The sequence below is a fragment of the Nocardia sp. NPDC058176 genome, from assembly GCF_042883805.1.
Lineage (GTDB): Bacteria > Actinomycetota > Actinomycetes > Mycobacteriales > Mycobacteriaceae > Nocardia.
On sequence record NZ_JBHVVA010000001.1, the window covers coordinates 2400138 to 2422491 of the forward strand.

21 protein-coding genes and 1 pseudogene are annotated in these 22354 nt (G+C 70.3%); 12 read left to right on the forward strand and 10 right to left on the reverse strand.

Going from position 1 to position 22354, the window contains the following annotated elements; all coding sequences use genetic code 11:
• Positions 1 to 50: 50 nt before the first annotated feature.
• From ACFVVM_RS11175 to ACFVVM_RS11185, 3 genes are all read right to left on the reverse strand, one after another.
• Positions 51 to 431, reverse strand: a complete 381-nt coding sequence (locus ACFVVM_RS11175; protein WP_387616151.1) for a hypothetical protein — start codon at positions 429 to 431, stop codon at positions 51 to 53.
• Between the two features lie 115 nt (positions 432 to 546).
• Positions 547 to 1923: an ABC1 kinase family protein gene (locus tag ACFVVM_RS11180; RefSeq protein WP_387616153.1), complete on the reverse strand. Its 1377-nt coding sequence runs from the start codon at positions 1921 to 1923 to the stop codon at positions 547 to 549.
• A gap of 105 nt (positions 1924 to 2028) precedes the next feature.
• Entirely contained in the window at positions 2029 to 3744 is a 1716-nt protein-coding gene (locus ACFVVM_RS11185; protein WP_387616156.1) for a fumarate hydratase, read from the reverse strand.
• A 218-nt stretch (positions 3745 to 3962) separates the two neighbouring features.
• Between ACFVVM_RS11185 and ACFVVM_RS11190 the strand changes: the two genes are divergently transcribed.
• Positions 3963 to 4676: a MarR family winged helix-turn-helix transcriptional regulator gene (locus ACFVVM_RS11190; protein WP_387616159.1), complete on the forward strand. Its 714-nt coding sequence runs from the start codon at positions 3963 to 3965 to the stop codon at positions 4674 to 4676.
• 147 nt (positions 4677 to 4823) lie between these two features.
• Here the strand turns inward: ACFVVM_RS11190 and ACFVVM_RS11195 are convergent, their stop codons facing one another.
• A complete protein-coding gene (locus ACFVVM_RS11195) occupies positions 4824 to 5078 on the reverse strand; it encodes a hypothetical protein (protein ID WP_387616162.1) in 255 nt (84 codons plus the stop codon).
• Here ACFVVM_RS11195 and ACFVVM_RS11200 point away from each other — a divergent pair.
• Positions 5071 to 5454, forward strand: a complete 384-nt coding sequence (locus ACFVVM_RS11200) for a hypothetical protein (RefSeq protein ID WP_387616165.1) — start codon at positions 5071 to 5073, stop codon at positions 5452 to 5454. The genes ACFVVM_RS11195 and ACFVVM_RS11200 overlap by 8 nt on opposite strands.
• On the opposite strand, the gene mftD is transcribed toward ACFVVM_RS11200, so the two are convergent.
• Together mftD and mftE are read right to left on the reverse strand one after the other, a co-directional pair.
• Positions 5411 to 6655: a pre-mycofactocin synthase MftD gene (gene mftD, locus ACFVVM_RS11205; protein WP_387616168.1), complete on the reverse strand. Its 1245-nt coding sequence runs from the start codon at positions 6653 to 6655 to the stop codon at positions 5411 to 5413. The two genes, ACFVVM_RS11200 and mftD, sit on opposite strands and share 44 nt — an antisense overlap.
• The gene (mftE, locus tag ACFVVM_RS11210) at positions 6652 to 7356 is read right to left on the reverse strand and encodes a mycofactocin biosynthesis peptidyl-dipeptidase MftE (RefSeq protein WP_387616171.1); all 705 of its coding nucleotides are present in this window, start codon (positions 7354 to 7356) and stop codon (positions 6652 to 6654) included. The genes mftD and mftE overlap by 4 nt, the downstream gene beginning before the upstream one ends.
• 63 nt (positions 7357 to 7419) lie before the next feature.
• Here mftE and mftR point away from each other — a divergent pair, with 63 nt between their 5' ends.
• The 6 genes from mftR (at position 7420) to ACFVVM_RS11240 (ending at position 12792) form a co-directional block, all read left to right on the forward strand.
• Entirely contained in the window at positions 7420 to 8019 is a 600-nt protein-coding gene (gene mftR, locus ACFVVM_RS11215; protein ID WP_387616174.1) for a mycofactocin system transcriptional regulator, read from the forward strand.
• Positions 8020 to 8129: 110 nt separating this feature from the next.
• Entirely contained in the window at positions 8130 to 9035 is a 906-nt protein-coding gene (locus ACFVVM_RS11220; protein WP_387616177.1) for an STAS domain-containing protein, read from the forward strand.
• Between the two features lie 10 nt (positions 9036 to 9045).
• Entirely contained in the window at positions 9046 to 9429 is a 384-nt protein-coding gene (locus ACFVVM_RS11225; RefSeq protein ID WP_387616179.1) for an STAS domain-containing protein, read from the forward strand.
• Positions 9407 to 9832 (forward strand): ATP-binding protein, encoded by a 426-nt coding sequence (locus ACFVVM_RS11230; protein ID WP_387616181.1) that lies wholly within the window; start codon positions 9407 to 9409, stop codon positions 9830 to 9832. The genes ACFVVM_RS11225 and ACFVVM_RS11230 overlap by 23 nt, the downstream gene beginning before the upstream one ends.
• On the forward strand, positions 9825 to 10448 hold the full coding sequence (locus tag ACFVVM_RS11235) for a SpoIIE family protein phosphatase (RefSeq protein ID WP_387616183.1): 624 nt from the start codon (positions 9825 to 9827) through the stop codon (positions 10446 to 10448). Before ACFVVM_RS11230 ends, ACFVVM_RS11235 begins: the two co-directional genes overlap by 8 nt.
• 10 nt (positions 10449 to 10458) lie before the next feature.
• On the forward strand, positions 10459 to 12792 hold the full coding sequence (locus ACFVVM_RS11240; RefSeq protein ID WP_387616185.1) for a SpoIIE family protein phosphatase: 2334 nt from the start codon (positions 10459 to 10461) through the stop codon (positions 12790 to 12792).
• 7 nt (positions 12793 to 12799) lie between these two features.
• Here the strand turns inward: ACFVVM_RS11240 and ACFVVM_RS11245 are convergent, their stop codons facing one another.
• Positions 12800 to 13396 carry a hypothetical protein gene (locus ACFVVM_RS11245; RefSeq protein WP_387616187.1) on the reverse strand — a complete coding sequence of 199 codons (597 nt, stop codon included), beginning with the start codon at positions 13394 to 13396 and terminating at the stop codon, positions 12800 to 12802.
• 10 nt (positions 13397 to 13406) lie between these two features.
• Positions 13407 to 13718 carry a hypothetical protein gene (locus tag ACFVVM_RS11250; protein ID WP_387616189.1) on the reverse strand — a complete coding sequence of 104 codons (312 nt, stop codon included), beginning with the start codon at positions 13716 to 13718 and terminating at the stop codon, positions 13407 to 13409.
• Positions 13719 to 14018: 300 nt separating this feature from the next.
• On the opposite strand from ACFVVM_RS11250, the gene hutU reads away from it, so the two are divergent.
• From hutU to ACFVVM_RS11265, 3 genes and pseudogenes are all read left to right on the forward strand, one after another.
• Positions 14019 to 15689, forward strand: a complete 1671-nt coding sequence (gene hutU, locus ACFVVM_RS11255) for a urocanate hydratase (protein ID WP_387616191.1) — start codon at positions 14019 to 14021, stop codon at positions 15687 to 15689.
• A gap of 148 nt (positions 15690 to 15837) precedes the next feature.
• Complete coding sequence (gene helR, locus ACFVVM_RS11260; RefSeq protein WP_387616193.1) at positions 15838 to 18033, forward strand: RNA polymerase recycling motor ATPase HelR; 2196 nt, start codon at positions 15838 to 15840, stop codon at positions 18031 to 18033.
• Positions 18034 to 18248: 215 nt separating this feature from the next.
• Positions 18249 to 18542, forward strand: a pseudogene (locus ACFVVM_RS11265) (excinuclease ABC subunit UvrA); the annotation flags it as partial.
• On the opposite strand, the gene hutH reads toward ACFVVM_RS11265, so the two are convergent.
• Both hutH and ACFVVM_RS11275 read right to left on the reverse strand, forming a co-directional pair.
• Positions 18530 to 20104 carry a histidine ammonia-lyase gene (hutH, locus tag ACFVVM_RS11270; RefSeq protein ID WP_387616195.1) on the reverse strand — a complete coding sequence of 525 codons (1575 nt, stop codon included), beginning with the start codon at positions 20102 to 20104 and terminating at the stop codon, positions 18530 to 18532. The pseudogene ACFVVM_RS11265 and the gene hutH sit on opposite strands and share 13 nt — an antisense overlap.
• A 471-nt stretch (positions 20105 to 20575) precedes the next feature.
• Complete coding sequence (locus ACFVVM_RS11275) at positions 20576 to 20803, reverse strand: hypothetical protein (RefSeq protein WP_387616197.1); 228 nt, start codon at positions 20801 to 20803, stop codon at positions 20576 to 20578.
• Positions 20804 to 20960: 157 nt separating this feature from the next.
• On the opposite strand from ACFVVM_RS11275, the gene hutI reads away from it, so the two are divergent.
• A complete protein-coding gene (gene hutI, locus ACFVVM_RS11280; RefSeq protein WP_387616199.1) occupies positions 20961 to 22136 on the forward strand; it encodes an imidazolonepropionase in 1176 nt (391 codons plus the stop codon).
• Positions 22137 to 22354: the final 218 nt, after the last annotated feature.

A 22354-nucleotide genomic window follows, 5' to 3' on the forward strand; every position in this document is an offset into this window, starting at 1 on the left:
CGGGCACGCGGACACCGGCCTGCCGTCCGGGCAGGCCTGTCGCTGACCGGTCAGCGTCGGCAGATACAGAAATGCGTGAGGATGTCGCGCCCGGGACGCGACCACACGACGGCGCGCGGCGGTCCACGACCGGCGAGCGCGGGCAGCCCCCAGGCCACCACGAGGACGAGCAGGATCGCGACGAGGACGGACAGCAGGACGAGCGCGCTGTCCGGCGCCGCGAGATCGGGCAGGCAGTGGTCGGGCAGCGGGTGATCGGGCACCACGACATCGGCGACACCCGTGACCATCGCGACGGTGCCGGACCCGATGTGGTGGTCGTCGTGATCGGCTGTGGTGCAGTCGATCAGCAGCGCGCACAGCGTGGCGAGAACCACCAGCACGGCGAGTGGGCGGGTCCGGGCACGGAAGCCGTCGGCCGATCGTCCCACTTCGCTCCTTCCGCACGCCGGTGCCGGTCGCCGACCAAGCTACTACAGCATTACGTAGACACAGGTCAGCGCGCCGGAGGTGAGTGGATCAGCGCCGGAGCGGGATTCGCGACGGTCAGCGCGAGCGGCCCCGCCACTGCTCGAACTCGCGGCCCACCTCGGTCTGCGCGGGCTCGCCGTAGAGCCATTCCCTGGCCAGCAGATGCCAGTTCGCCGTGACCCGGAGCTGGCCGAGGGTGGCGAAGGTGAACAGGTCGGCGCGGCGGGAGAAGATGTGCTCGGGCGGCAGGAACTGGCGGTGCATGCCCTGGAACTCCGTCGAACGCGGGTCGACAGCGAGCAGTACCGCGCCGGTGGCCAGTTCGGGGGTGATCGTGACCTCCTCGTCGAGCAGATGCCAGCCCGTCACCGCCCAGACATAGGCCTGGCACTCCTCGACCGTGACGCCCGCCTCGGGGTCGATGATGCCGCGCTCGACCCAGGCCGCGTACACGTCCTCGGGACGGCCCTCGGCGGCCGCGCGCAGACACGAACGCTCGAAATCGACGTGCACCGGGTCCATCCGGTTGTAGAGCCCGAAGTCGACGAAGGCGAGCCTGCCGTCGGCGGCCAACAGCACATTGCCCGGATGCGGATCACCGCAGAATTCGTACTCGGCGAACAGGGTGCCGATGTAGAAGCGGTAGATGAGCTCGCCGTACCGGTCACGGTCGGCGTCGGGCAGGGTCTGCAGGTACGAAAACGGTCGCGCGTCGACGAATTCGGTCACCAGCACGTTGTGCGTGCAGTACTCGGCGATGGCATCGGGAACCACGACCAGCGGGTGGCCGCGATAGCGCTGGGCCACCCGATGCTGGGTCCGCGCCTCGCGCAGGTAGTCCAGTTCGCTGCGCAGGTTGTTGGCGACCTCCTCGAGCACGCCGCTGTCGGCGACGCTGGGCAGCACCGATCGGCCCATCTTGCCGAGGAATTCCAGATTGCCGATGTCGGCGTGGACCGCGCGCTCCACCCCGGGATATTTCACCTTGACCGCGACGACGCGCCCGTCGTGCAGAACGGCGCGGTGCACCTGGCCGATCGAGGCCGCCGCGACCGGGGTCTCGTCGAATTCGGCGAAGGTCCGCGCCAGCGGCCCGAGATCCTCCTCGACCACCCCCCGGATCTTCGGGAACGCCACCGCGGGCGCCTTGTCCTGCAGTGCAGCGAGTTGGCGGCGGAACTCGGCGCGATACGCCTCGGGCACGAAGTCCAGGTCCAGCACCGAGGCCATCTGCCCCAGCTTCATCGCCGAGCCCTTCATGCTCCCGAGCACCGTGACGATCTGCTGCGCGGCCGTCATCGCCGACCGCTCGGCGAGCACCTGCCGGGCCTCCTCCGTCCGCCCGATCATCGACAGGCGCCGGCCCACGCCACGCACCGCCTGCCCCGCTGCGAGCCCGCCCAGCTTCGCGCTGCGCGCCACCCGGCTCCCCGGAACCCCGGTGGTAGCCATGGACACCTCCCTCCGGGACACCGCACCCGTCGAGCGACACCCTAACCGCCCGCCGACACCCCGACCGGCCGATTCGGCGACACCGGCCAGGTCACGCGGAGCGTGTCAGACGCGCTCTTTGGAGCGGGTGCGTACGCGCAGGGCGAGGGGCTTGGAGGTTTCGGCGAAGAAGTCGTTGCCCTTGTCGTCGACGACGATGAAGGCCGGAAAATCTTCGACGTCGATCTTCCAGACGGCTTCCATGCCGAGTTCGGGGTATTCGAGGACCTCGACGTTCTTGATGCAGTCCAGGGCCAGGCGGGCGGCGGGGCCGCCGATGGAGCCGAGGTAGAAGCCGCCGTGCTCATGGCAGGCCTTGGTGACCTGGGCCGAGCGGTTGCCCTTGGCGAGCATGATCATCGAGCCGCCCGCAGCCTGGAACTGGTCGACGTAGGAGTCCATCCGGCCCGCGGTGGTGGGACCGAAGGAGCCGGAGGCGTAGCCCTCGGGGGTCTTGGCCGGGCCCGCGTAGTAGACGGCCATGTCGCGCAGGTACTGCGGCATCGGTTCGCCCGCGTCGAGGCGTTCCTTGATCTTGGCGTGCGCGATGTCGCGGGCCACGACCAGCGGGCCGGTGAGCGAAAGGCGGGTCTTCACCGGGTATTTCGACAGTTCGGTGCGGATCTCGTCCATCGGGCGGTTGAGGTCGATCTTCACCACGTCACCGCCGAGGATGTCGGCGGTCTGCTCCGGCAGGTACTGGGCCGGTTCGGTTTCCAGCTGCTCGAGGAAGATGCCGTCCTTGGTGATCTTGGCCAGGGCCTGGCGGTCGGCCGAGCACGACACCGCGATGGCGACCGGGCAGGAGGCGCCGTGGCGGGGCAGGCGCACCACGCGCACGTCGTGGCAGAAGTACTTGCCGCCGAACTGCGCGCCGATGCCGAACTCGCGGGTGAGCTGGAAGACCTCTTCCTCGAGCTCGAGATCGCGGAAGGCGTGCCCGGTGATCGAGCCCTCGGTGGGCAGGTTGTCCAGGTAGTGGGCGGACGCGTATTTCGCGGTCTTCAAAGCGAATTCGGCACTGGTGCCGCCGATGACCACCGCGAGGTGGTACGGCGGGCAGGCCGCGGTACCGAGCGAGCGGATCTTCTCGTCGAGGAACTCGAGCATGCGCTCGGGGTTCAGGACCGCCTTGGTCTCCTGGTACAGGAACGACTTGTTGGCCGAACCGCCACCCTTGGCCATGAACAGGAACTTGTAGACCGGATTGTCGGGGGTGCCCTCGGTCGAGTACAGCTCGATCTGGGCGGGCAGGTTGGAGCCGGTGTTCTTCTCGTCCCACATGGTGATCGGGGCGAGCTGGGAGTAGCGCAGGTTCAGCGTGGAGTAGGCGTCGAACACGCCACGGCTGATCCACTCGGCGTCGTCCACGCCGGTGAGCACGCCCTCGGACTTCTTGCCCATCACGATCGCGGTGCCGGTGTCCTGGCACATGGGCAGCACGCCGCCCGCGGAGATGTTGAGGTTCTTGAGCAGGTCCAGCGCGACGAAGCGGTCGTTACCCGAGGACTCGGGATCATCGATGATCTTGCGCAGCTGGCGCAGGTGCGCGGGGCGCAGGTAGTGGCTGATGTCGTGGATCGCCGTCTCGGTGAGCAGCCGCAGGGCCTCGGGCTCGACCTGCAGGAAGGTCCGGCCGTTGTGCTCGAAGGTGCTGACCCCCTCCGTCGACAGCAGCCGGTACGGGGTGTCGTCGGCGCCGATCGGCAGCAGATCGGAATAGCGGAACTCCGGCGCGGTCACGACAGCGCACTCCTTCGGGCAGGGCGGACACCGCGACATCCGCGCGGCGCCAACCAGGGCTGGTCACAAAGCATCGGCAGCCTATCGACCACCCACAGCGGCACCCCCGATTAGGCAACCCTATGTCCGTACGGCACTATCCTTAACCAAGATCGAGGTTGCACGTTCAACACAAACGGTGCTACCCATCTCCGTGGACGGTGGCGGGCGTGCACCGTTGCAAACCGAAGCTTGCACCGAGAATCTGGAGCGCGATCGTGACCGATCCACAGTGGCTCGATGATGTCGAAATGCGCGCCTGGCTGGGCTATGTGCGGACCCGTGATCTGATCGCCGCGGCGATCGGACGCGACGCGGGCCGCACCGCCAACCTCAGCTGGGTGGAGTACTCGGTGCTGGTCTACCTGGCCGACGCACCAGGTCAGCGCCTCACCTTCGCCGACCTGGCCGGCGCGCTGGAATGGTCGCAGAGCCGGCTCTCACACCAGATCACCCGCATGCAGAAACGCGGACTGGTGACCCGCGAGACGATGCCCCACGACGCCCGCCGCACCGTCGCCCGGCTGACCACCGCGGGCGGCCAGCTGCTCACCACCGCGGCCCCCGCCCATGTGCGCAGCGTGCGAAGACACATGATCGACGTCCTCGACCGCGAGCAACTCGCGGCACTGGCCGAGATCTACGACGTGCTCATCACCCATCACCGCGCGGCCCCCCACGACTGCGGCCCGGCGGCACGCGAACCCGACCCGGCCGCGTCCACCTACAGCCGCGATGACGACACCACCGCCACGCCCGCTCCGGCGGTCGATGCCGACACCACGGTCCGTTCCGACGCCACGGCCGGTGCCGACACCACGGCCCATTCGGACGCCACGGCCGACGCTGACACCACGGTCGGCGCCGAGGCCCCACCCGACGAGGCCACGGCCGGTGCCGGAACCACGATCGGCGCCGAGGCCACGGGGTGAAGCCACAGCCGTAGCCCGGCAGCGCAGGTCGTTCCGGAGCTTCACCCGGTACCGGTGCAGGTCGGCTCCGAGCGCCGCTGGCCGAACGCCGGATCCGAAGCCTCGTTCGACACCGCGCGGAGCCGGACGCCTCGGACTCGAGCCGACCTACGATCCGGAGCCGCCCCCGGAGTCGGCGCGACTCTGCCCGAGCCCACCCCGCGCGACGGTGCCGCCGCCGACCGGCACGCCACGGGCACTCGTGCCCGACGGCCGGAGGAAACTCCCGGCGGCCAGTGCCACGGCGGCCCCGACCGCCGGGTACACCAGCGTGTCCGTGTGCTGGTACCAGAAGTTCGCGTACCGATCGTCGGCGGTGTCGCACAGGCCGTCGACGGCACGGGTCGTCGTGGTGGTGTCCACGCAGATCCCGACCGCGGTGGGTTGTCCCGCGGCACTCGTGGTCGGCACGGCTGACGTCGTGGTCGGCAATGTCGTTGTGGTCGGCCGTGTCGTTGTCGGCGTCCGCGAGGTCGTGGTCGGCGGCGTCGAGGTGGTCGTGACCGTGGTCGGCGCTGCCGCGTGCTGGGCGCCGGAGGACCCACAGCCCGCCGAGACCAATGCCACCGCCACCAGCGCGGGCAGTGCGCAGGACACACTGCGCGACTTCATGACCCGACTACGCCGACCCGCGACCACGCTCACGAACTCCCCTTCGGTACCGGCCGCCGAGAAGTGGCGACCGAACGCCGATATTAGTGGGGCACAGCGACTTCCACGGCTTCTCCGTTGGTGGTGAAATTCCGGTTGCCGGAATGGTTCTCCCCCGCATCCACCCCCAGCGCCCGCTCGAATCCGGCGGGAACGACGATGTCGTCGCGGGTGAGCTCGGTGACCGCGGTCTTGCGCAGGCCGAGCAGGGCGGAGTCGATGCCGCCGCGCAGGATGTCGAGGACGTTCTCGACACCGGCCTGGCCGTTGGCGGCCAGACCCCACAGGTAGGCGCGGCCGATCAGGACGGCGCGGGCGCCGAGGGCGACGGCCTTGACGACATCGCTGCCGCGGCGGATGCCACCGTCGAGCAGGACCTCGATCTCCGAACCGACCGCGTCGGCCAGGACCGGCAGGGCGCGGATGGCGGCGGGGGTGCCGTCGAGGTTGTTGCCACCGTGGTTGGACACCGAGATACCGGCCACGCCCGCGTCGACCGCGCGCCGGGCGTCGTCGACCCGCATGACGCCCTTGAGCAGGACCGGGCCGTCCCACTGATCACAGATCCAGGCGACATCGGCCCAGTCCGGCGCGGGGGTCTGCATCCACTCGCCGTAGGCGCCGAAGAAGCCGGGCGCCGCACCGCCACCGACGGCCATGTTGGGCGCGGTGAGGTCGGGAATGGAGCCCGAGCGCAGGTAGGTGCCCAGCCAGCGCGGGCGGGCCAGGGTCTGCGGGGCGAACTTCATCATGGTGCGCAGGTTCAGCGATTCCGGGATCACCGGGCTGCCCCAGTCGCGCCCGTGCGAGAACGACCAGTCCAGGGTGAGGATCAGGCCCACCGCGCCCGCCTGCTTCGCCCGGGCCATCCGCTCGAGGATCTGATCCTTGTTGCCACACCAGTACAGCTGGAAGAAGGTGGCCGGATTGGCCGCGATCACCTCTTCGACCGGCTTGCTGGCGAACGAACTCAGGCCCATCGCGATTCCGCGCGCGGCCGCTGCCCTGGCGACGGCGACCTCGCCGTCGGGGTGCACCGCCTGCACGCCGGTCGGCGAGATGAGCACCGGCATGGAGATGTGCTGACCGAGCACGGTGGTGGACTGGTCGCGCTCGCCGATCGGGCCCGCGCAGTGCGGGGCGAAGCCGAGTTCGGTGAACGCGGTCTGGTTGTCCTCGATGGTCTGGCCGCGTTCGGAGCCCGCGATCAGCGCGCCGTACACCGATTTCGGCAGGCGCTTGCGGGCGCGACGCTGCGCCTCGGCGACGGTCTCGAACCAGGGATTCATCGAAGGGGTCCTTCCTCATGATCCTGTGGCCACCATCGGCCCAGGTCGTTCAACAACGCGGTGGTCGCCGCGGTCAGCAGCGCGGCACCTTCCTCGGCGCAGGCCCCGGTGGGGTCACCGAGAATTCCGTTCGGGCTCACCGCGCGCACGCCGCCCGCGCGCAGCAGCGGCAGCAGTTCGGGCAGTGGGCGCCGGTCGCCCGGTTCGGCCAGTTCGGCGCGCACCCGCTGCGGCGCCAGCGCCAGTTGCAGCGAGGTCTCGGCCCGGCCCGCGTGCGGATCGCCGCCGTAGCCGGGCGAGAACAGCCGCACATCGCGCGATTCCGAGCGCAGCAGCTCGACCGCGCGACGCAGCGGCTCGATATTGCCGCCGTGCCCGTTGACCAGCGCGATCCGCGAGAAGGTGTCGGTGGCCGAGCGGCACAGCTCCACCACCAGCAGCTCGAGCGCGGCCTGCCCGATCGACAGCGTGCCCGCGAATCCCGCGTGCTCGCCGCTGGCGCCGTAGGGCACCGGCGGCGCGATGAGCACATCGGTGCGCTCGGCGGCGGCCCGCGCGCACAGGGCCGCGGCGATGTCGCTGTCGGTCGACAGCGGCAGATGCGGGCCGTGCTGCTCGGTCGCGCCGAGCGGGATGAGCAGGATCACTCCCTCGGCGGCCCATGTGCCCGCCTCGGGCCATGTGAGGTGCGCCACGAACATGATCCGAACATTAACGACAGTCACTGACATAATCAAGGCCCGCGGAGTCCCTACGCTGTATCCATGTCCGCCCCGATCCCGCGCACCCATCGCGGTCGTCCCCCGCGCACCACGCGTCGCGAACTCGAAGTCATCGCGATGCGACTGTTCGCCGAACACGGCTTCGACGACGTCACCGTCGAACGCATCGCCGCCGAGGCAGGCGTCAGCGAGCGCACCTTCTTCCGGTACTTCCCCAGCAAGGGCGAGGTGCTGTGGCACCAGTTCGACAACGAGGTCGCCGACCTGCGCGCCGCCTTCGCCGCGGTACCGCCGGAGGAACCGATGATGGCGGCGGTGCGCCGAATCGTGGTGGCGGCCAACCGCTATCGCGCCGAGGACATCCCCGAGCTGCGCACCAGGATGAAGCTGGTCTCCGGCGTGCCCGCGCTCTCGGCGGGCGCGGGCGCGCACTACGACGCCTGGGAGCGCGCGGTCGGCGAATTCGCCGCGAGCCGCCTCGGCACCACCGCGGGCGCGCTCGTCCCGCTGGCGGTCGGCCGCACCACCCTGGCCGCCGCGCGCGCCGCCTTCGACGCCTGGCTCGAACGCGGCGACACCGACCTGACCGTCTATCTGGATCAGGCCCTGCGGGCACTGGAGCGCGGATTCGCCCCGGAATAGCCGACAACCGGCAGGTTTGGACACCACTGTGGGTGGGGTATGAGTAGGCTCGGGTCCAAACGCGCGCCGTGCGCACCGTAGAAAGTCCGTCGAAAGGGGCAGGAGTTTCCATGTCCGAGGTGTCCATGAGTCTTTCGGCGGATTCGCTGCCGGCGCGCCCGGTAGACAGTCTGCTACCCCAACTGGTCGAACACCTCAGGCAGAACCGCACCGCCCTGCGCGAGGAGTGGGCCCGGCGCATCACCGAGGCCCAGCTGCTCACCGCGATGACCCCGGAGGAGATCTTCTCCGAGGCCACCTCGATCTTCGACAACTACGTCGAGGTGCTCGAGACCGGTAGCGTCGAGGCACTGCAGGCCTACGCCCGCGACCTGTCCGAGCGCATCATTCCGCGAGGCGTCGAGACCGACGAGGTCCTCGGCATCGTCGCCCTGCTGCGTGACGTGCTGGCCCGCTCGCTGTTCTCGAAGTACCAGTCGAACTTCGAGATGCTCAACCAGGTGCTCGACGCCTACGAGCCCGCGGCCAACCGCATCGCCAACACCGTGAGTGTGTCGTTCGTGCAGGAGCGCGAGCGCGTCATCAGCCGCCAGCAGGAAGCCATCCGCGAGCTGTCCACTCCGGTGCTGCAGGTCCGTGAGCAGCTGCTCATCCTGCCGATCATCGGCGTGCTCGATTCCCAGCGCGCCCGCCAGCTCACCGAGCAGCTGCTGCGCGCCATCCGCGCCAATCGCGCCAAGGTGGTCGTCATCGACATCACCGGTGTGCCGCAGATCGACGCGGTGGTGGCCAACCACCTCGTCCAGACCGTGGACGCGTCGGGCCTGATGGGTGCCAGCGTCATCATCACCGGCCTGTCCTCGGAGATCGCGCTGACCCTGGTGACCATCGGACTCGACCTGTCCAAGATGAACGCCGTCGGCGACCTCCAGGGTGGCATCGAAGAAGCCGAGCGCCTGCTGGGTTACGAGGTGTCGAGAGGCAACGAGCGCCTGGTCGAGCGGGACGGGCGCTGATCCGTCCACCATGCCCGTACCTATTCTCAAACAGGGCACCTTCCTGATCGCCTCGGTGCAGTCGGCATTGACCGACGCCGACACCCTGCGCCTGCAGGAAGACCTCATGACGCAGGTCAGCCGCTATCGCGCGACCGGCATCATCGTCGACGTCACCGCGATCGACATCATGGACTCCTTCGCCGCGCGCTCGCTGCGCACCATCGCGCACATGACCCAGCTGCGCGGCGCCGAGACCGTGATCGTCGGTCTGCAGCCCGAGGTCGCGTTCGCCATGGTGCAACTCGGCCTGACCTTCGAGGACATGCACACCGCGCTGGATCTGGAGGAGGGCCTTGCCTGGCTGAACCGGCATCCGCGCAGCCGACGAGATGGTCGTGACAGTGGCCGCTGAGCAGGTCGCGATCGGGGTCAAGGTGTCCGAAGACATCGTGACGGCACGCAAAGCCGGACACGAGCTGGCGGCACACCTCGGCTTCACCCTCACCGACCGCACCATGATCTCGACCGCCATCTCCGAAATCGCCCGCAACATCACCAGTTACGCGGGCAGCGGCGAGATCCGCCTGCTGGTGGATCTGCGCGAAGGCCGCAAGGCGCTCGTGGTCCAGGCCGAGGACCAGGGCCCGGGGATCCGCGACATCCCGCGCGCGCTCGAGGACGGCTATTCCACCGGCCGCGGCCTCGGTCTCGGCCTGCCCGGTGCGCGCAGGCTGATGGACCGCCTGACCATCGATTCCGCGCCCGGCCGCGGCACGTTGATCGAGATGTGGAAGTGGGTACCCGACGGTGCATGAAGACGGGATCATCGGCCGCACGGAATGGTCGACGGCCGGTCGGGCACTGCCCGGGCAGGACGTCTCCGGTGACCGTGCCGTCATCCTCGACACCGGCGACGGCGGCGTGCTGTTCGCCGTGCTCGACGGGCTCGGGCACGGTGTCGCCGCGGCCGACGCCGCCGATCGCGCGGCGGTCATCCTGGCCGACAACCGCGGCGAACCGCTGGATGTGCTGATGGTGCTGTGTCATCGCGCGATGGTCGAGACCCGCGGCGCCGCGGTCTCGCTGGCGCTGATCGGGCCGGGGGAGACCCTGGAGTGGCTCGGGGTCGGCAATGTCGATTCGCGGTTGCTCACGCTGGGCCCCGCCGGGCCGGAACTGCGCGCGACCATGCTGCTGACCGGCGGCATCGTCGGCTACCGGCTGCCCTCGCACCTGCAGCCACAGACCCTGCCCATCCGGCCGGGCGACCTGCTGCTGATGGCCACCGACGGCATTGTCGCGGTGGGTCCCGAATCGATCGATCTGGCCAAACCGGCCACCGCCGTCGCGGGCGATCTGCTCGCGCGCGACGCCAAGGACACCGACGACGCCCTGGTGCTCGCGGCCCGCTTCCGCGGAGCCTGCCCATGAAAGGTTGCCGATGAGCGCTGTCCTGGCCGCATTTCTCGACGACTACTCGGCTGCCCTGGGCCGCCACGTCGCCGCGCCCGGACAGGACGGCCTCACCGAGGGCTACGACCTCGGCAGGCGAGCCCTCGTCGAGGGCATCAGCCTGCTCGATCTCACCGAGCACCATTACCGCGCGGTCGCCGAATACGCGGGCGACCCGGCCGATCCGCGCAGCGCCGAGGTGGCGCTGGGGTTCCTCCTGCAGACGATGGCCGCGCTCGACATCGCCACCCGCGGCTACCTCGACGGCACCCGCCGCTACGAACAGCAGCGCGAGCGCGCCGAGGACCTCGCCGGCCGTGACGCCTTCCGCACCGCGCTGGTCGAATCGCTGCAGGACGGGTTCTTCGTCGCCGATGCCGACGGCACCATCGTCGAGGTGAACTCGGCCTTCGGTGTGCTCACCGGCTACGGCGCCGGGGAGGTGCCGTTCTCGCTGCCGCACCCGTGGGCGCTGTCGGATCGCGAGGGCTATCCCCAGATCGGCACGGAGGCTTCGCGTTTCGTGATGCCCGTGCGGCACCGCGACGGCCGGGAGCGCTGGCTGGCGGTGAGCGCGAGCTCGCTGGTCAAGCAGGAGAACAACGAACGGATCTTCGTCGGCACCGTGCGTGACGTGACCGCCGAACACGACGCGCAGGCCCGCGATCAGGCGGCCTCGCGGCTGGCGACGGCGGTCGGCGCGGCGACCAGCATGGTGGAGGTGCTCGCCGTCGGGCTCGACGAGTTGCGCCGGACCATGGGCGCGCGCACGGCGCTGGTGGCGGTGTGGCCGAGCCGGACCGGGCGGCCCGACCTGTATTCGTGCGGCGAACCACCCTCGGCCGAGAATACCGGCGGCACAACGGAAGTCACCGTCACACCGGTGCAGTCCGGAACCCGTGCCGCGGATACGGTGACGCTCGACGACGAGGTCAAGGGGCTGCTGGACCGCTCGCGCAGGCAGCCTGCCCGCGGGCTGTCGGCGATCACCGGCGAGGACGGCGGCGTCGAAGCCGTGGTGGCGCCGCTCGGCGAGACCGGCGATGCCGCGCTGTGGGTGCGTTTCGGCGCGCCGCGCGCGGTCAGCGCCGCGGACTGGGCGCTCTACTCACTGCTGGTCGGCCATCTCAGCGTGGCCCTGCAGCGTGCGCGCAACTTCGATCAGGCCCGCGCCACCTCGCTCACCCTGCAGCGGGCCATGCTCGGTCCGATCGAGCTGCCGCCCCGGTTCTCGGTGCACTACGAACCCGCGCTGCCCCCGCTCGAGATCGGCGGCGACTGGTACGACGTGGTGCCGCTGCGCGACGGCACCATCGGCGTCGTCGTCGGCGACTGCGTCGGCCGTGGCCTGTCCGCCGCCGTGGTGATGGGCCAATTGCGTACCGCGGCAAGGGCTCTGCTGTTGCGCGGGGCGGGTCCGGCGCAGCTGCTGGCCGAGCTCGACGCGGTCGCGGCGCGGATCCCCGGCGCCATGTGCACGACGGTGTGCGCCGCGGTGCTCGACCCCGAGCGCGGCATGGTCCGCTACTCCAACGCCGGGCACATGCCACCCATCATCGCCCCGCCCGGTGGCCCCGGCCGGATGCTCGAGGGCGGGCGCGCGGTGCCGCTGGCCACCTTCGACACCCCGCGCCGCCCCGAGGCGACGACCGCGCTGCCGCCGGGCGCCACGCTGGTGCTGTTCACCGACGGGTTGGTCGAGCAGCGCGGCTACGACATCGCCGACGGCTTCGTCAAGATCGCGGAGGTGCTGAGCGAGACCGGCGCCGCGCTGCCGCGCGATGTGGCCGATGCCGTGCTGTCACGGCTGTGTCCGCCCGCCGGCTACGACGACGACGTCGCCATGGTCGTCTACCGTCAGCCCCCCGCGCCGCTGAGCCTCGACATCCCCGCCGCCGCGGCCGAGCTGACCGGGCTGCGCCGCAATCTCTACCGCTGGTTCGCCACCGCCGCCGTCCCGCACGATCTGGCCGCCGACCTGGTCGCCGCCGCCAACGAGGCGTGCAGCAACAGCGTCGAACACGCCTACCGCGACAGCACGCCGGGCCGGGTGCGGCTCACCGCCACCTGCGAGGGTGACCGGGTCGTGATCGAGGTCGCCGACGGTGGCCGCTGGATTCCCACGCCCACCGACCCCGGGTTTCGGGGTCGCGGTGTGGAGATGATGCGCGTGCTCACCGAGGATCTCGAGTTCGACCACGACGAGAACGGCACCCGCGTGCGCATGTGGGTCACGCTGCCCTCGATCACCTTCCCGACCGCCAATCCGCTGCGCGGGTCGACGCGGCCGCCCGCGGTGGCGGCGGGACAGATTTCCGGCTGAGCCGGGGTCAGCGAGCGGCGGTGCTGCCGAGGACGAACAGCTCGGGAACCGGCTGACCGAGCACCGGGGTCGTGGCCCCCGGGCGGCGCCGCACGACCGTGCAGCGGCGGACGAGAACGGTGCCGCAGGTGTGGATCGTGGTGGTGATCAGATCCTCGGCGAGCGGGAGATCGTCCTCGCGGTAGGCGTAGACCGAGAAGCGCACGATGTGGGGATCGCTCGGTGTGTCCGACTGCAGGATCGCCTCGGTGGGGCAGCTCGACAGCAGCATGATGGCGGCGGCGAAACCGGTGCACGCGTCACCGGCGCCGATCGCCTGCCCGGCCGCCACCGCGGCGAAAGTCGTTCGCAGGCAAGGCTGTTCGGGTACCTGCTGGGACTGCTGGATCCGCGTCCAGCGCAGCAGCGCCGGATGGTCGGCGATGTCGGGCCTGGCCCGCCAGCGGCGGCAGCCGCTGTCGAGCAGGCGGGCCGCGGTCAGGTCCCAGGTTCGGGGATCGTCGATCTGCGCCACGATCCGCAGGCGACGGCATTCGTCCGCACCGGGAGCCGCCGGTTCGATCGCGGGGGCCACCGGCCCGGCCGCGTGTCCATGTGTCTGCATCGCGAGCCCCCTACCGTGCGAAAGAACCGAACGAGTGCCGTCCGCGGCGCCAGGCCATCCGGAAGGCGACGACCGACGCGACCACCGACAGGCAGACCACGGCCGCGAGCACCGCGAACACCACCGCGCCCGGCCAGCCGATTCCGGCGTTGCGCGCGATCAGCGCGGAGGCGGCGATGGGGCCGACCGTGGCCAGAACCGGGATCAACAAGATCAGGCCGAGGGTGACCAGAGCCGAGGGCGTCATGGTCGATTTCGCTGCGGAGAAGCCGTGCCGGAAGATCACTCCATGCGGCCCGGACTGCCGTGTGACTGTAGCCATTTCCGCCCTCTCCGTTACCCGAATGGGACCCAGCGAACCATGGGCCACAAACGTACAGCCCGAATCGTGCTCAGAGCGGAGTTCGTCACGAAACAGTGATAACTCAAAATTGCCACTTATTCAGCACTCGCTAATATTCCCAGCTCAGGCCGAGATATCGCGATAGCGGACTATTTGCTTGTGGTGGATTATATTCAGATCCCGTAACAATTCCGAGCACCGTTTCACCGCGAGTCGCGTTATCTGTCTCTACCCTGATCCGAGGCGACCGAGGAACACCGTCTGTCGAGGAGTGAATCCATGAACGACTCCCCCGTGTCCGGCCCGCGGCCCGTGACCGCGCCGCGCGGATCGGTGCTGCAGACCAGGGGCTGGCAGCAGGAGGGCGCGCTGCGCATGCTGATGAACAACCTCGACCCCGAGGTCGCCGAACGGCCCGACGAGCTGGTCGTCTACGGCGGGACCGGGCGGGCGGTGCGCAGCTGGGCGGCCTTCGACGCGATCGTGCGCACCCTGCGCACGCTCGAATCGGACGAGACGCTGCTGGTGCAGTCGGGGAAACCGGTCGGGGTGTTCCGCACGAACGAGTGGGCGCCGCGGGTGTTGCTGGCGAATTCGAATCTGGTGGGTGACTGGGCGAACTGGACCGAATTCCGCAGGCTCGAGCAGTTGGGCCTGATGATGTACGGCCAGATGACCGCCGGTTCGTGGATCTATATCGGCAGTCAGGGCATTCTGCAGGGCACTTTCGAAACCTTCGGCGCCCTCGCCCGTCAACGATTCGGCGGCACGCTGACCGGAACCATCACGCTCACCGCGGGTTTGGGCGGCATGGGTGGGGCACAGCCGCTGGCGGTGACCATGCACGGCGGTGTGGCGCTGTGCGTGGAGTGCGATCCGGCCAGGATCGAGCGGCGCCTGGCACACGGCTATCTCGATACCAGGGCCGAATCCTTGCGCGCGGCACTGGATCTCGCGATCACGGCCAGGGACGAGGGCCGGGCGCTGTCGATCGGGGTGCTCGGCAATGCCGCGGAGGTGTTCCCGCGGCTGCTGGCCATGGCCGCGCCGATCGATGTCGTGACCGACCAGACCTCGGCGCACGATCCGCTGTCGTATCTGCCGGTCGGCGTCACGGTCGAGGACTGGCACGACCTCGCGGCCAAGGATCCGGTCTGGTTCACCACCGAGGCACAGGCGTCGATGGCCGCGCACGTGCGGGCCATGGTGGGTTTTCTCGATCGGGGCGCCGAGGTGTTCGACTACGGCAATTCGATCCGCGACGAGGCCCGCAAGGGCGGCTACGACCGGGCCTTCGCGTTTCCCGGCTTCGTGCCCGCCTATATCCGGCCGCTGTTCGAGGAAGGTCGCGGCCCGTTCCGCTGGGCGGCGCTCTCGGGTGATCCGGCCGATATCGCCGCCACCGATCGCGCGATCGTGGAGTTGTTCCCCGAGGACGAACATCTGCGACGGTGGATCACCCTCGCCGGGGAGAAGGTGCGGTTCGAGGGGCTGCCCGCGCGGATCTGCTGGCTCGGCTACGGCGAGCGGCACCGGGCGGGGCTGCGTTTCAACGAGATGGTGGCCTCGGGTGAGCTGTCGGCGCCGCTGGCCATCGGCCGTGACCATCTCGACGCCGGATCGGTGGCCTCGCCCTATCGCGAGACCGAGGCCATGGCCGACGGCTCCGATGCCGTGGCCGACTGGCCGCTGCTCAACGCCCTGCTCAACACCGCGTCGGGGGCGACCTGGGTGTCGATCCACCATGGCGGCGGAGTGGGGATGGGTCGCTCCATTCACGCCGGTCAGGTGTGTGTCGCCGATGGCACCGAGTTGGCGGCGCGGAAGCTCGAGCGGGTGCTCACCAATGATCCGGGGACCGGGGTGATGCGGCATGTTGACGCGGGTTACGAGAAGGCCACGGAGGTCGCTCGGGCCCGCGGAGTGCGAATTCCGATGCAAGAGGGTTGATCGGGAAGGAGGCGAAATCACTCTCTTCCACTTTCAATGTATAGCGCACCCCCGGCCTTGCGGCAAGGCCCCGGTGGTCCCGCATAATCGTCGGCCCAGGCCGAAACACCGACAGTCGGGTCGGTGTCGGCAGGACCCGAAGGAGCACATGACCACGCAGGGGAACGACGACGAACTACGGTCCGAACAGGACTACGTGGCCGGGCTCTACACGCGGCTCGACGACGAGCGCGCGCGGGTGAACGGGCAGTACCGGGCCGCGCTGCGCGACAACAGCGGGTCACCGATGGAGCGTGACGTCGCGGTGCGCACGCTGGCCGAGCAGGTGCGCCGCCTCGACGTGGCCGACAGCGGGCTGTGCTTCGGCCGGTTGGACGCCCTGTCCGGCGAGCGCTCCTACATCGGCCGGATCGGGCTGTTCGACGCCGACGACGAGTTCACGACGCTGCTGCTCGACTGGCGGGCACCCGCGGCACGCGCCTTCTATGTCGCCACCGCGGCCAATCCCGAGGGGATGCGCAGGCGCCGCCAGTTCCACACCAGGGGACGACGGGTCCGCGACTTCACCGACGAGGTGCTCGGGCGCCCCGATGCCGGGGATCGCGGCGACGCGGCCCTGCTCGCGGCGGTCGACGCGCCGCGCGGGGCGGGCATGCGCGACATCGTCGCGACGATCCAGGCCGAGCAGGACGAGATCATCCGGTTGGCGCACCCCGGTGTGCTGGTGATCGAGGGTGGTCCCGGCACCGGCAAGACCGTGGTGGCGCTGCATCGGGTCGCCTATCTGCTCTACACGCAGCGGGCGCGGATGGAGCGGCAGGGCGTGCTCGTGGTGGGGCCCAATCCGGCGTTCCTGAACCACATCGCGCACGTGCTGCCCTCGCTCGGCGAGACCAATGTGGTGTTCTCGACCACCGGTGACCTGGTCCCGGGCCTGCGCGTCACCGCCGAGGACAGTCCGGCGGCCGCGCGGATCAAGGGGTCGCTGACGATGCTGGAGGTGCTCGCCGCGGCGGTCGCCGATCACCAGCGCCTGCCCGTCGACCCCGTGCCGATCGCGCTCTCGGACGTCACGGTGCGGATCGACGCCGCGACCGCGGAGTGGGCGCGGGAGGAGGCGCGAGCGAGCGAGCAGCCGCACAACGAGGCCCGCGCGGTGTTCCGCGAGATCCTCACCTACGTGCTCACCGAACGGGCGATCGCGCGGATCGGGCAGGGCTGGTTGACCCGCGACGATCGCGAAGCCTGGGAGCAGTTGCGCGGGGATCTGGTCGCCGAGCTCGCCGAGCACGAGGGCTTCAGCGCGGCGCTCGACGAGTACTGGCCGATCCTGACCCCGGAAACCGTACTGGCACAGCTGTATTCGTCGCCGGATCGGCTGCGCGCCGCGGGTGCCGACGCGGTGTTGTCGCGGACCGATGGGGCGGCGTGGACGGTGTCGGATGTGCCGTTGCTCGACGAACTGGTGGACCTGCTCGGCCCGCACGAACCGGTCGACGACAGCGCCGAGCGGGAGCGCAAGGCCGAGGCCGAATACGCCGCCGGGGTCCTCGACGTCCTGGTCGACCGCGCGGACATGATGGACGACGAGGACCACCTCTTCGCCCAGGACATGCTCTTCGGCGAGGACCTGGCTGAGCGCTTCCTCGAACGCGACACCCGCGAGCTCGCCGAACGCGCCGCCGCGGACCGGGACTGGACCTACGGACACATCGTGGTCGACGAGGCCCAGGAACTGTCGGCCATGGACTGGCGGCTCCTCATGCGCCGCTGCCCGAGCCGGTCGTTCGCCGTGGTCGGCGATCTCGCCCAGCGCCGCTCCCCCGCGGGCGCGACCTCCTGGTCCACGGTCATGGACCCGTACGTCCCCGGCCGCTGGGTCTATCGCTCGCTGACGGTCAACTACCGCACCCCCGCCGAGATCATGGCGGTCGCCGCCGACGTGCTCGCCGAGTTCGCGCCCGACGCACAGCCACCGGAGTCGGTGCGCGCCAACGGCGTCCAACCCTGGTCGCGCCAGGTCACCGGCGACGAAGTGGCCGCGGCGGTCGAGGAATTCGTGCGCACCGAGGCGGAGCGCGAAGGCACGAGCATCGTGATCGGCCCGCCCGAGGTGCTGGGCGCGGTGGCGGCTTCGGAGACCAAGGGCCTGGAATTCGACGCCGTGCTGATCGTGGACCCGGACCGCATTCTCGCCGACGGCCCACGAGGCGCCGCCGAACTCTACGTCGCCCTGACCCGAGCCACCCAGCGCCTCGGCGTCCTGCACCGGTCCCCACTCCCCCGTTCGCTGTCCCGCCTCACCGAAGTCGAGCCCTCCGCCGAGGCGGCGATGCGACGGTAGGCGGTGCTGCCTGTCATCCCATCGCGACGGCTGGGGCCGCGATGCCGCGTAGGCAAGCCCAACCACCCAGCACTGGTAGCGATTGCCGCCCGCTGTCCGCCTCACCACGTCGACGCCTCCCCGTAGCGGAGACACGGTGGTTGGCCGGCCCACCGTCCCGCCGTACCAGCGGGAAGCCGGGATCCACAGCCGTCACCGAGTTCCGTCCGGAACACACCTATGTGTTCGACGAGCCGACCGCGGGCCTGCACCCGCACGACATCCAGCGCATGAACGACCTGCTGTTGCGCCTGCGCGACAAGGGCAACACCGTGCTGGTCGTCGAGCACAAGCCCGAGACGATCGCCATCGCCGACCACATCGTCGACATCGGTCCGGCCGCCGGGTCCAAGGGCGGCACCATCTGCTTCGAGGGCACCGTCGACGGCTTGCGCGGCAGCGACACCGTCACCGGACGGCACTTCGACGACCGCGCCTCGGTCAAGGAAGCGGGGTGTCAGGCGAGTGGGCCGGTGATCGATTCGGCGGCGGTGACGAGGGCGCCGGTGGCCGCGAGGCGGACGGCGGCCTCGATGTCGGGGGCGAGGTGGCGGTCGGGGCCGGGGCCGGGGACTTCGGTGCGGAGGGCCGCGCGGACGGCGGCGGTGGCGGGGGCCGGGGTGAGCGGGGCGCGCAGGTCGAGGGCGCGGGCGGCGGTGAGGGCTTCGATGGCGAGGACGCGGGTGAGGCCGTCGAGGGCGCGGCGGAGTTTGCGGGCGGCGGACCAGCCGAGGGAGACGTGGTCCTCCTGCATGGCCGAGGACGGGATGGAGTCGACCGAGGCGGGGGCGGCCAGGCGTTTGAGGTCGGCGACGATGGCCGCCTGGGTGTACTGGGCGATCATGTGGCCGCTGTCGACGCCGGGGTCGTCGGCCAGGAAGGGCGGCAGGCCGTGGTTGCGGGCCTTGTCGAGGAAGCGGTCGGTGCGGCGTTCGCTCATCGACGCCACATCGGCGACGACGATGGCCAGGAAGTCGAGCACATAGGCGAGCGGGGCGCCGTGGAAATTGCCGTTGGATTCCACCCGGCCGTCGAGGGTGACCACCGGGTTGTCCACGGCGCCGGCCAGCTCGTAGCCCGCGACCCGCTCGGCGTGGGCGAGGGTGTCTCGGGCGGCACCGGCGACCTGGGGTGCGCAGCGCAGCGAATACGCGTCCTGGACGACCGGACAGTCAGGCGTGGCGTGGCTGGCGACGATGCCCGAATCGGCCAGCAGGCGGGTCATGTTGGCGGCCGCGACCGCCTGACCGGGCTGAGGACGCAAAGCTTGCAGGTCGGCGGCGAAGACCCGGTCGGTGCCCAGCAGACCCTCCACACTCATCGCGGCGGTGACATCCGCCAGCCGCAGGAGTTCGCGCAGGTCACGGCAGGCCAGCACCAGCATGCCGAGCATGCCGTCGGTGCCGTTGATCAGCGCGAGACCCTCCTTCTCCTCGAGTTCGACGGGCTCGATAGCGGCCGCGGCCAGCGCCCGGTCCGCGGGCACCAGGTCACCGTCGGCGTCGCGCACGGTGCCCTCGCCGAGCGCGGCCAGTGCGACGTGTGCCAGCGGCGCGAGATCGCCCGAACAGCCGAGGCTGCCGTATTCGTGGACGACCGGAGTGATCCCCGCCGACAGCAGCGCTGCATAGGTCTGGGCGATCACCGGCCGCACGCCGGTACGGCCGGTGGCCAACGTCGACAGGCGCAGCAGCATCAGCGCCCGCACCACCTCCCGCTCGACTTCGGCACCCGAACCCGCCGCATGTGAACGAATCAGACTGCGCTGCAACTGCTTACGTGACTCGGGCGGGATGTGCCGGACCGCGAGCGCACCGAACCCGGTCGACACCCCGTACACCGGTTTGGGGTCCGCGGCCAGCGCCTCGATCCGCTGACGCGTCTGTGCCATGGCGGCCAGCGCCTCCGCCGACACCCACACCGCGACACCGTCCCTGGCCACGCGCACCACGTCCTCGGGGGACACCGGTCCGATACCGACGACAACCGGTTCCCCAGCGACCGGCGCCGGTCGCGCAGAGTCGATCCTCACCATGCTGCTCCGTTCCGAAGTGTCAGGAACACCAGCCTGGCACGCATGGTCGGCAAACGGGTCAGGTGGCGACACGCCGTCCGTCGGGCTTGGCTGTGCGGCCCGTATCCGAATGACCACCCGTACCGCGCGCCGACAACCACCGGCCGAGGTGGCGGGTTTCCGAGTGCCCCGCCTGCCAACCGTCGGCACGATGTAGTGCACCGCTGGCAGCGAGTCCGGCCGCCATCTCGGCCTCCGATCCGCGGTCATGGGCTCGGGAATGCGGACCTCCGGTCCGGGCCTACGCCTCGGCCTCGCGGACGGCGGCCGATCGCGTTCGAGGTGTGTCGGACTACCGCGCTGGACCGGTCACGGGTTCGGGAATGAGAGCCTCCGGTCTAGGCCTACGTCTCGGCCTCGCGGACGGCGGCCGATCGCGTTCGAGGTGTGTCGGACTGCCGCGCAGCACCGCCTACGGCCTGATCGGCGTCATGGAGAGCAGGCACGGCTGGTGGGCGCTGGATGTTGCCGGGCGTGGTCGAGGAAGTCGGTGTCTGGGGAGACCGCGCGGTCTTCGGCAGCTTCGGAACCGGCGGCGTTGATCATGATGCGGCATTCCTCGCCCAGTCCACGCAGCAGGCGATCCACCTGGCTGCTCGGTTGCCGCCCGGTCGACCCGTTCACCACCCGCGGCGGCGGCGCGGTGGGCTCGGTCAATCCGTTCTCCCCGGGGTCGGAAGGCGCAGAATCGAATGATGATCTCGCCGGTCGGACCTGCCCTTGCGGCGACAGGCGGTGACGGCCGACCCGAGCAGGCCGGGCGGAGACTTGGATTTGCGCCGAACCACCCTCGACGACCAGGAGGACCGACCAGGTGCCCACCACCGCGCTGACCGAGATCGGCACCCTCGTCACCAACGACCCCGACCTGGGCGTGGGCCCGCTGGGGATCCGGCACGACGCCGCGATCGTGTTCGACGGTGCGCGGGTGGTGTGGGTCGGTGGCAGTGCCGACGCACCCGCCGCCGACACCGGATTCGCGCTGGCCGGGCGGGCGGTGCTGCCGGGGTTCGTCGAGTCGCACGCGCATCTGGTGTTCGCCGGGGATCGGGCCGAGGAGTTCGCCGCGCGGATGGCGGGACAGCCGTACGCGGCGGGCGGTATCCGCACCACCATCGCGGCGACGCGCGCCGCGAGCGACGAGCAGCTCGCCGCGACGGTGCGGCGGCTGCTGGCCGAATCGCTGCGCGCGGGCAGCACCACCGTCGAATGCAAGAGCGGCTACGGCCAGACCGCCGACGACGAGCTGCGCAGCGTGCGGATCGCGGGCCGCTACACCGACGAGGTGACACTGCTGGCCGCGCATGTACCGCCGCCGGAGTACGCCGGGCGTACCGACGACTACGTGACGATGGTGTGCGAGCGGATGATCCCGCGCTGCGCGCCGCACGCCCGGTGGATCGATGTGTTCTGCGAGCAGGGCGCCTTCGACCGGGATCAAGCCCATGCCGTGCTCACCGCCGGGATCGCGCACGGGCTGGTGCCGCGGGTACACGGCAATCAGCTGCACCAGGGACCAGGAGTGCTTCTCGCCGTCGAGCTCGGTGCGGCGTCCGTGGACCATGTCACGCATGTGAGCACTGCCGATATCGACGCGTTGGCCGGAAGCGGCACCGTCGCGACACTGCTGCCCGGCGCCGACTTCTGTACCCGCAACAGCTATCCCGACGCCAGAGCGCTGCTGGCCGCCGGCGTCACCGTGGCACTGGGCGCGGACTGCAATCCGGGCACCAGCTACACGACGAGCCTGCCGTTCTGCATCGCACTGGCCGTGCGCGAAATGCACATGACCCCGGACGAAGCGGTGTGGGCGGCCACCGCCGGTGGCGCGAAAGCTCTGCGCCGAAACGACATTGGCACCCTTACCCCCGGCCACCGAGCCGACGCCATCGCCCTCGACGCCCCCTCGCACCTGCACCTGGCCTACCGCCCCGGCATCGCACTGGTCAGCCACGTGTGGCGCGACGGCATACTCGCCCACTCGAACTGAGGTCCGCCGATGTCACCACTACCCGCCTGGACCGGCCGAATCGACGGCACCACCCCCGATCACCTGCGCTGGCACCAAGCCGTCGCCCCCTACGAACCGGGTACCGACCCCGGCGCCTGCATCTTCATCGGCTTCGCCAGCGACGAAGGCGTCCGCCGCAACCACGGCCGCCCCGGCGCCGCCCACGGCCCGGACGCCCTCCGCCGAGCCCTGTCCCC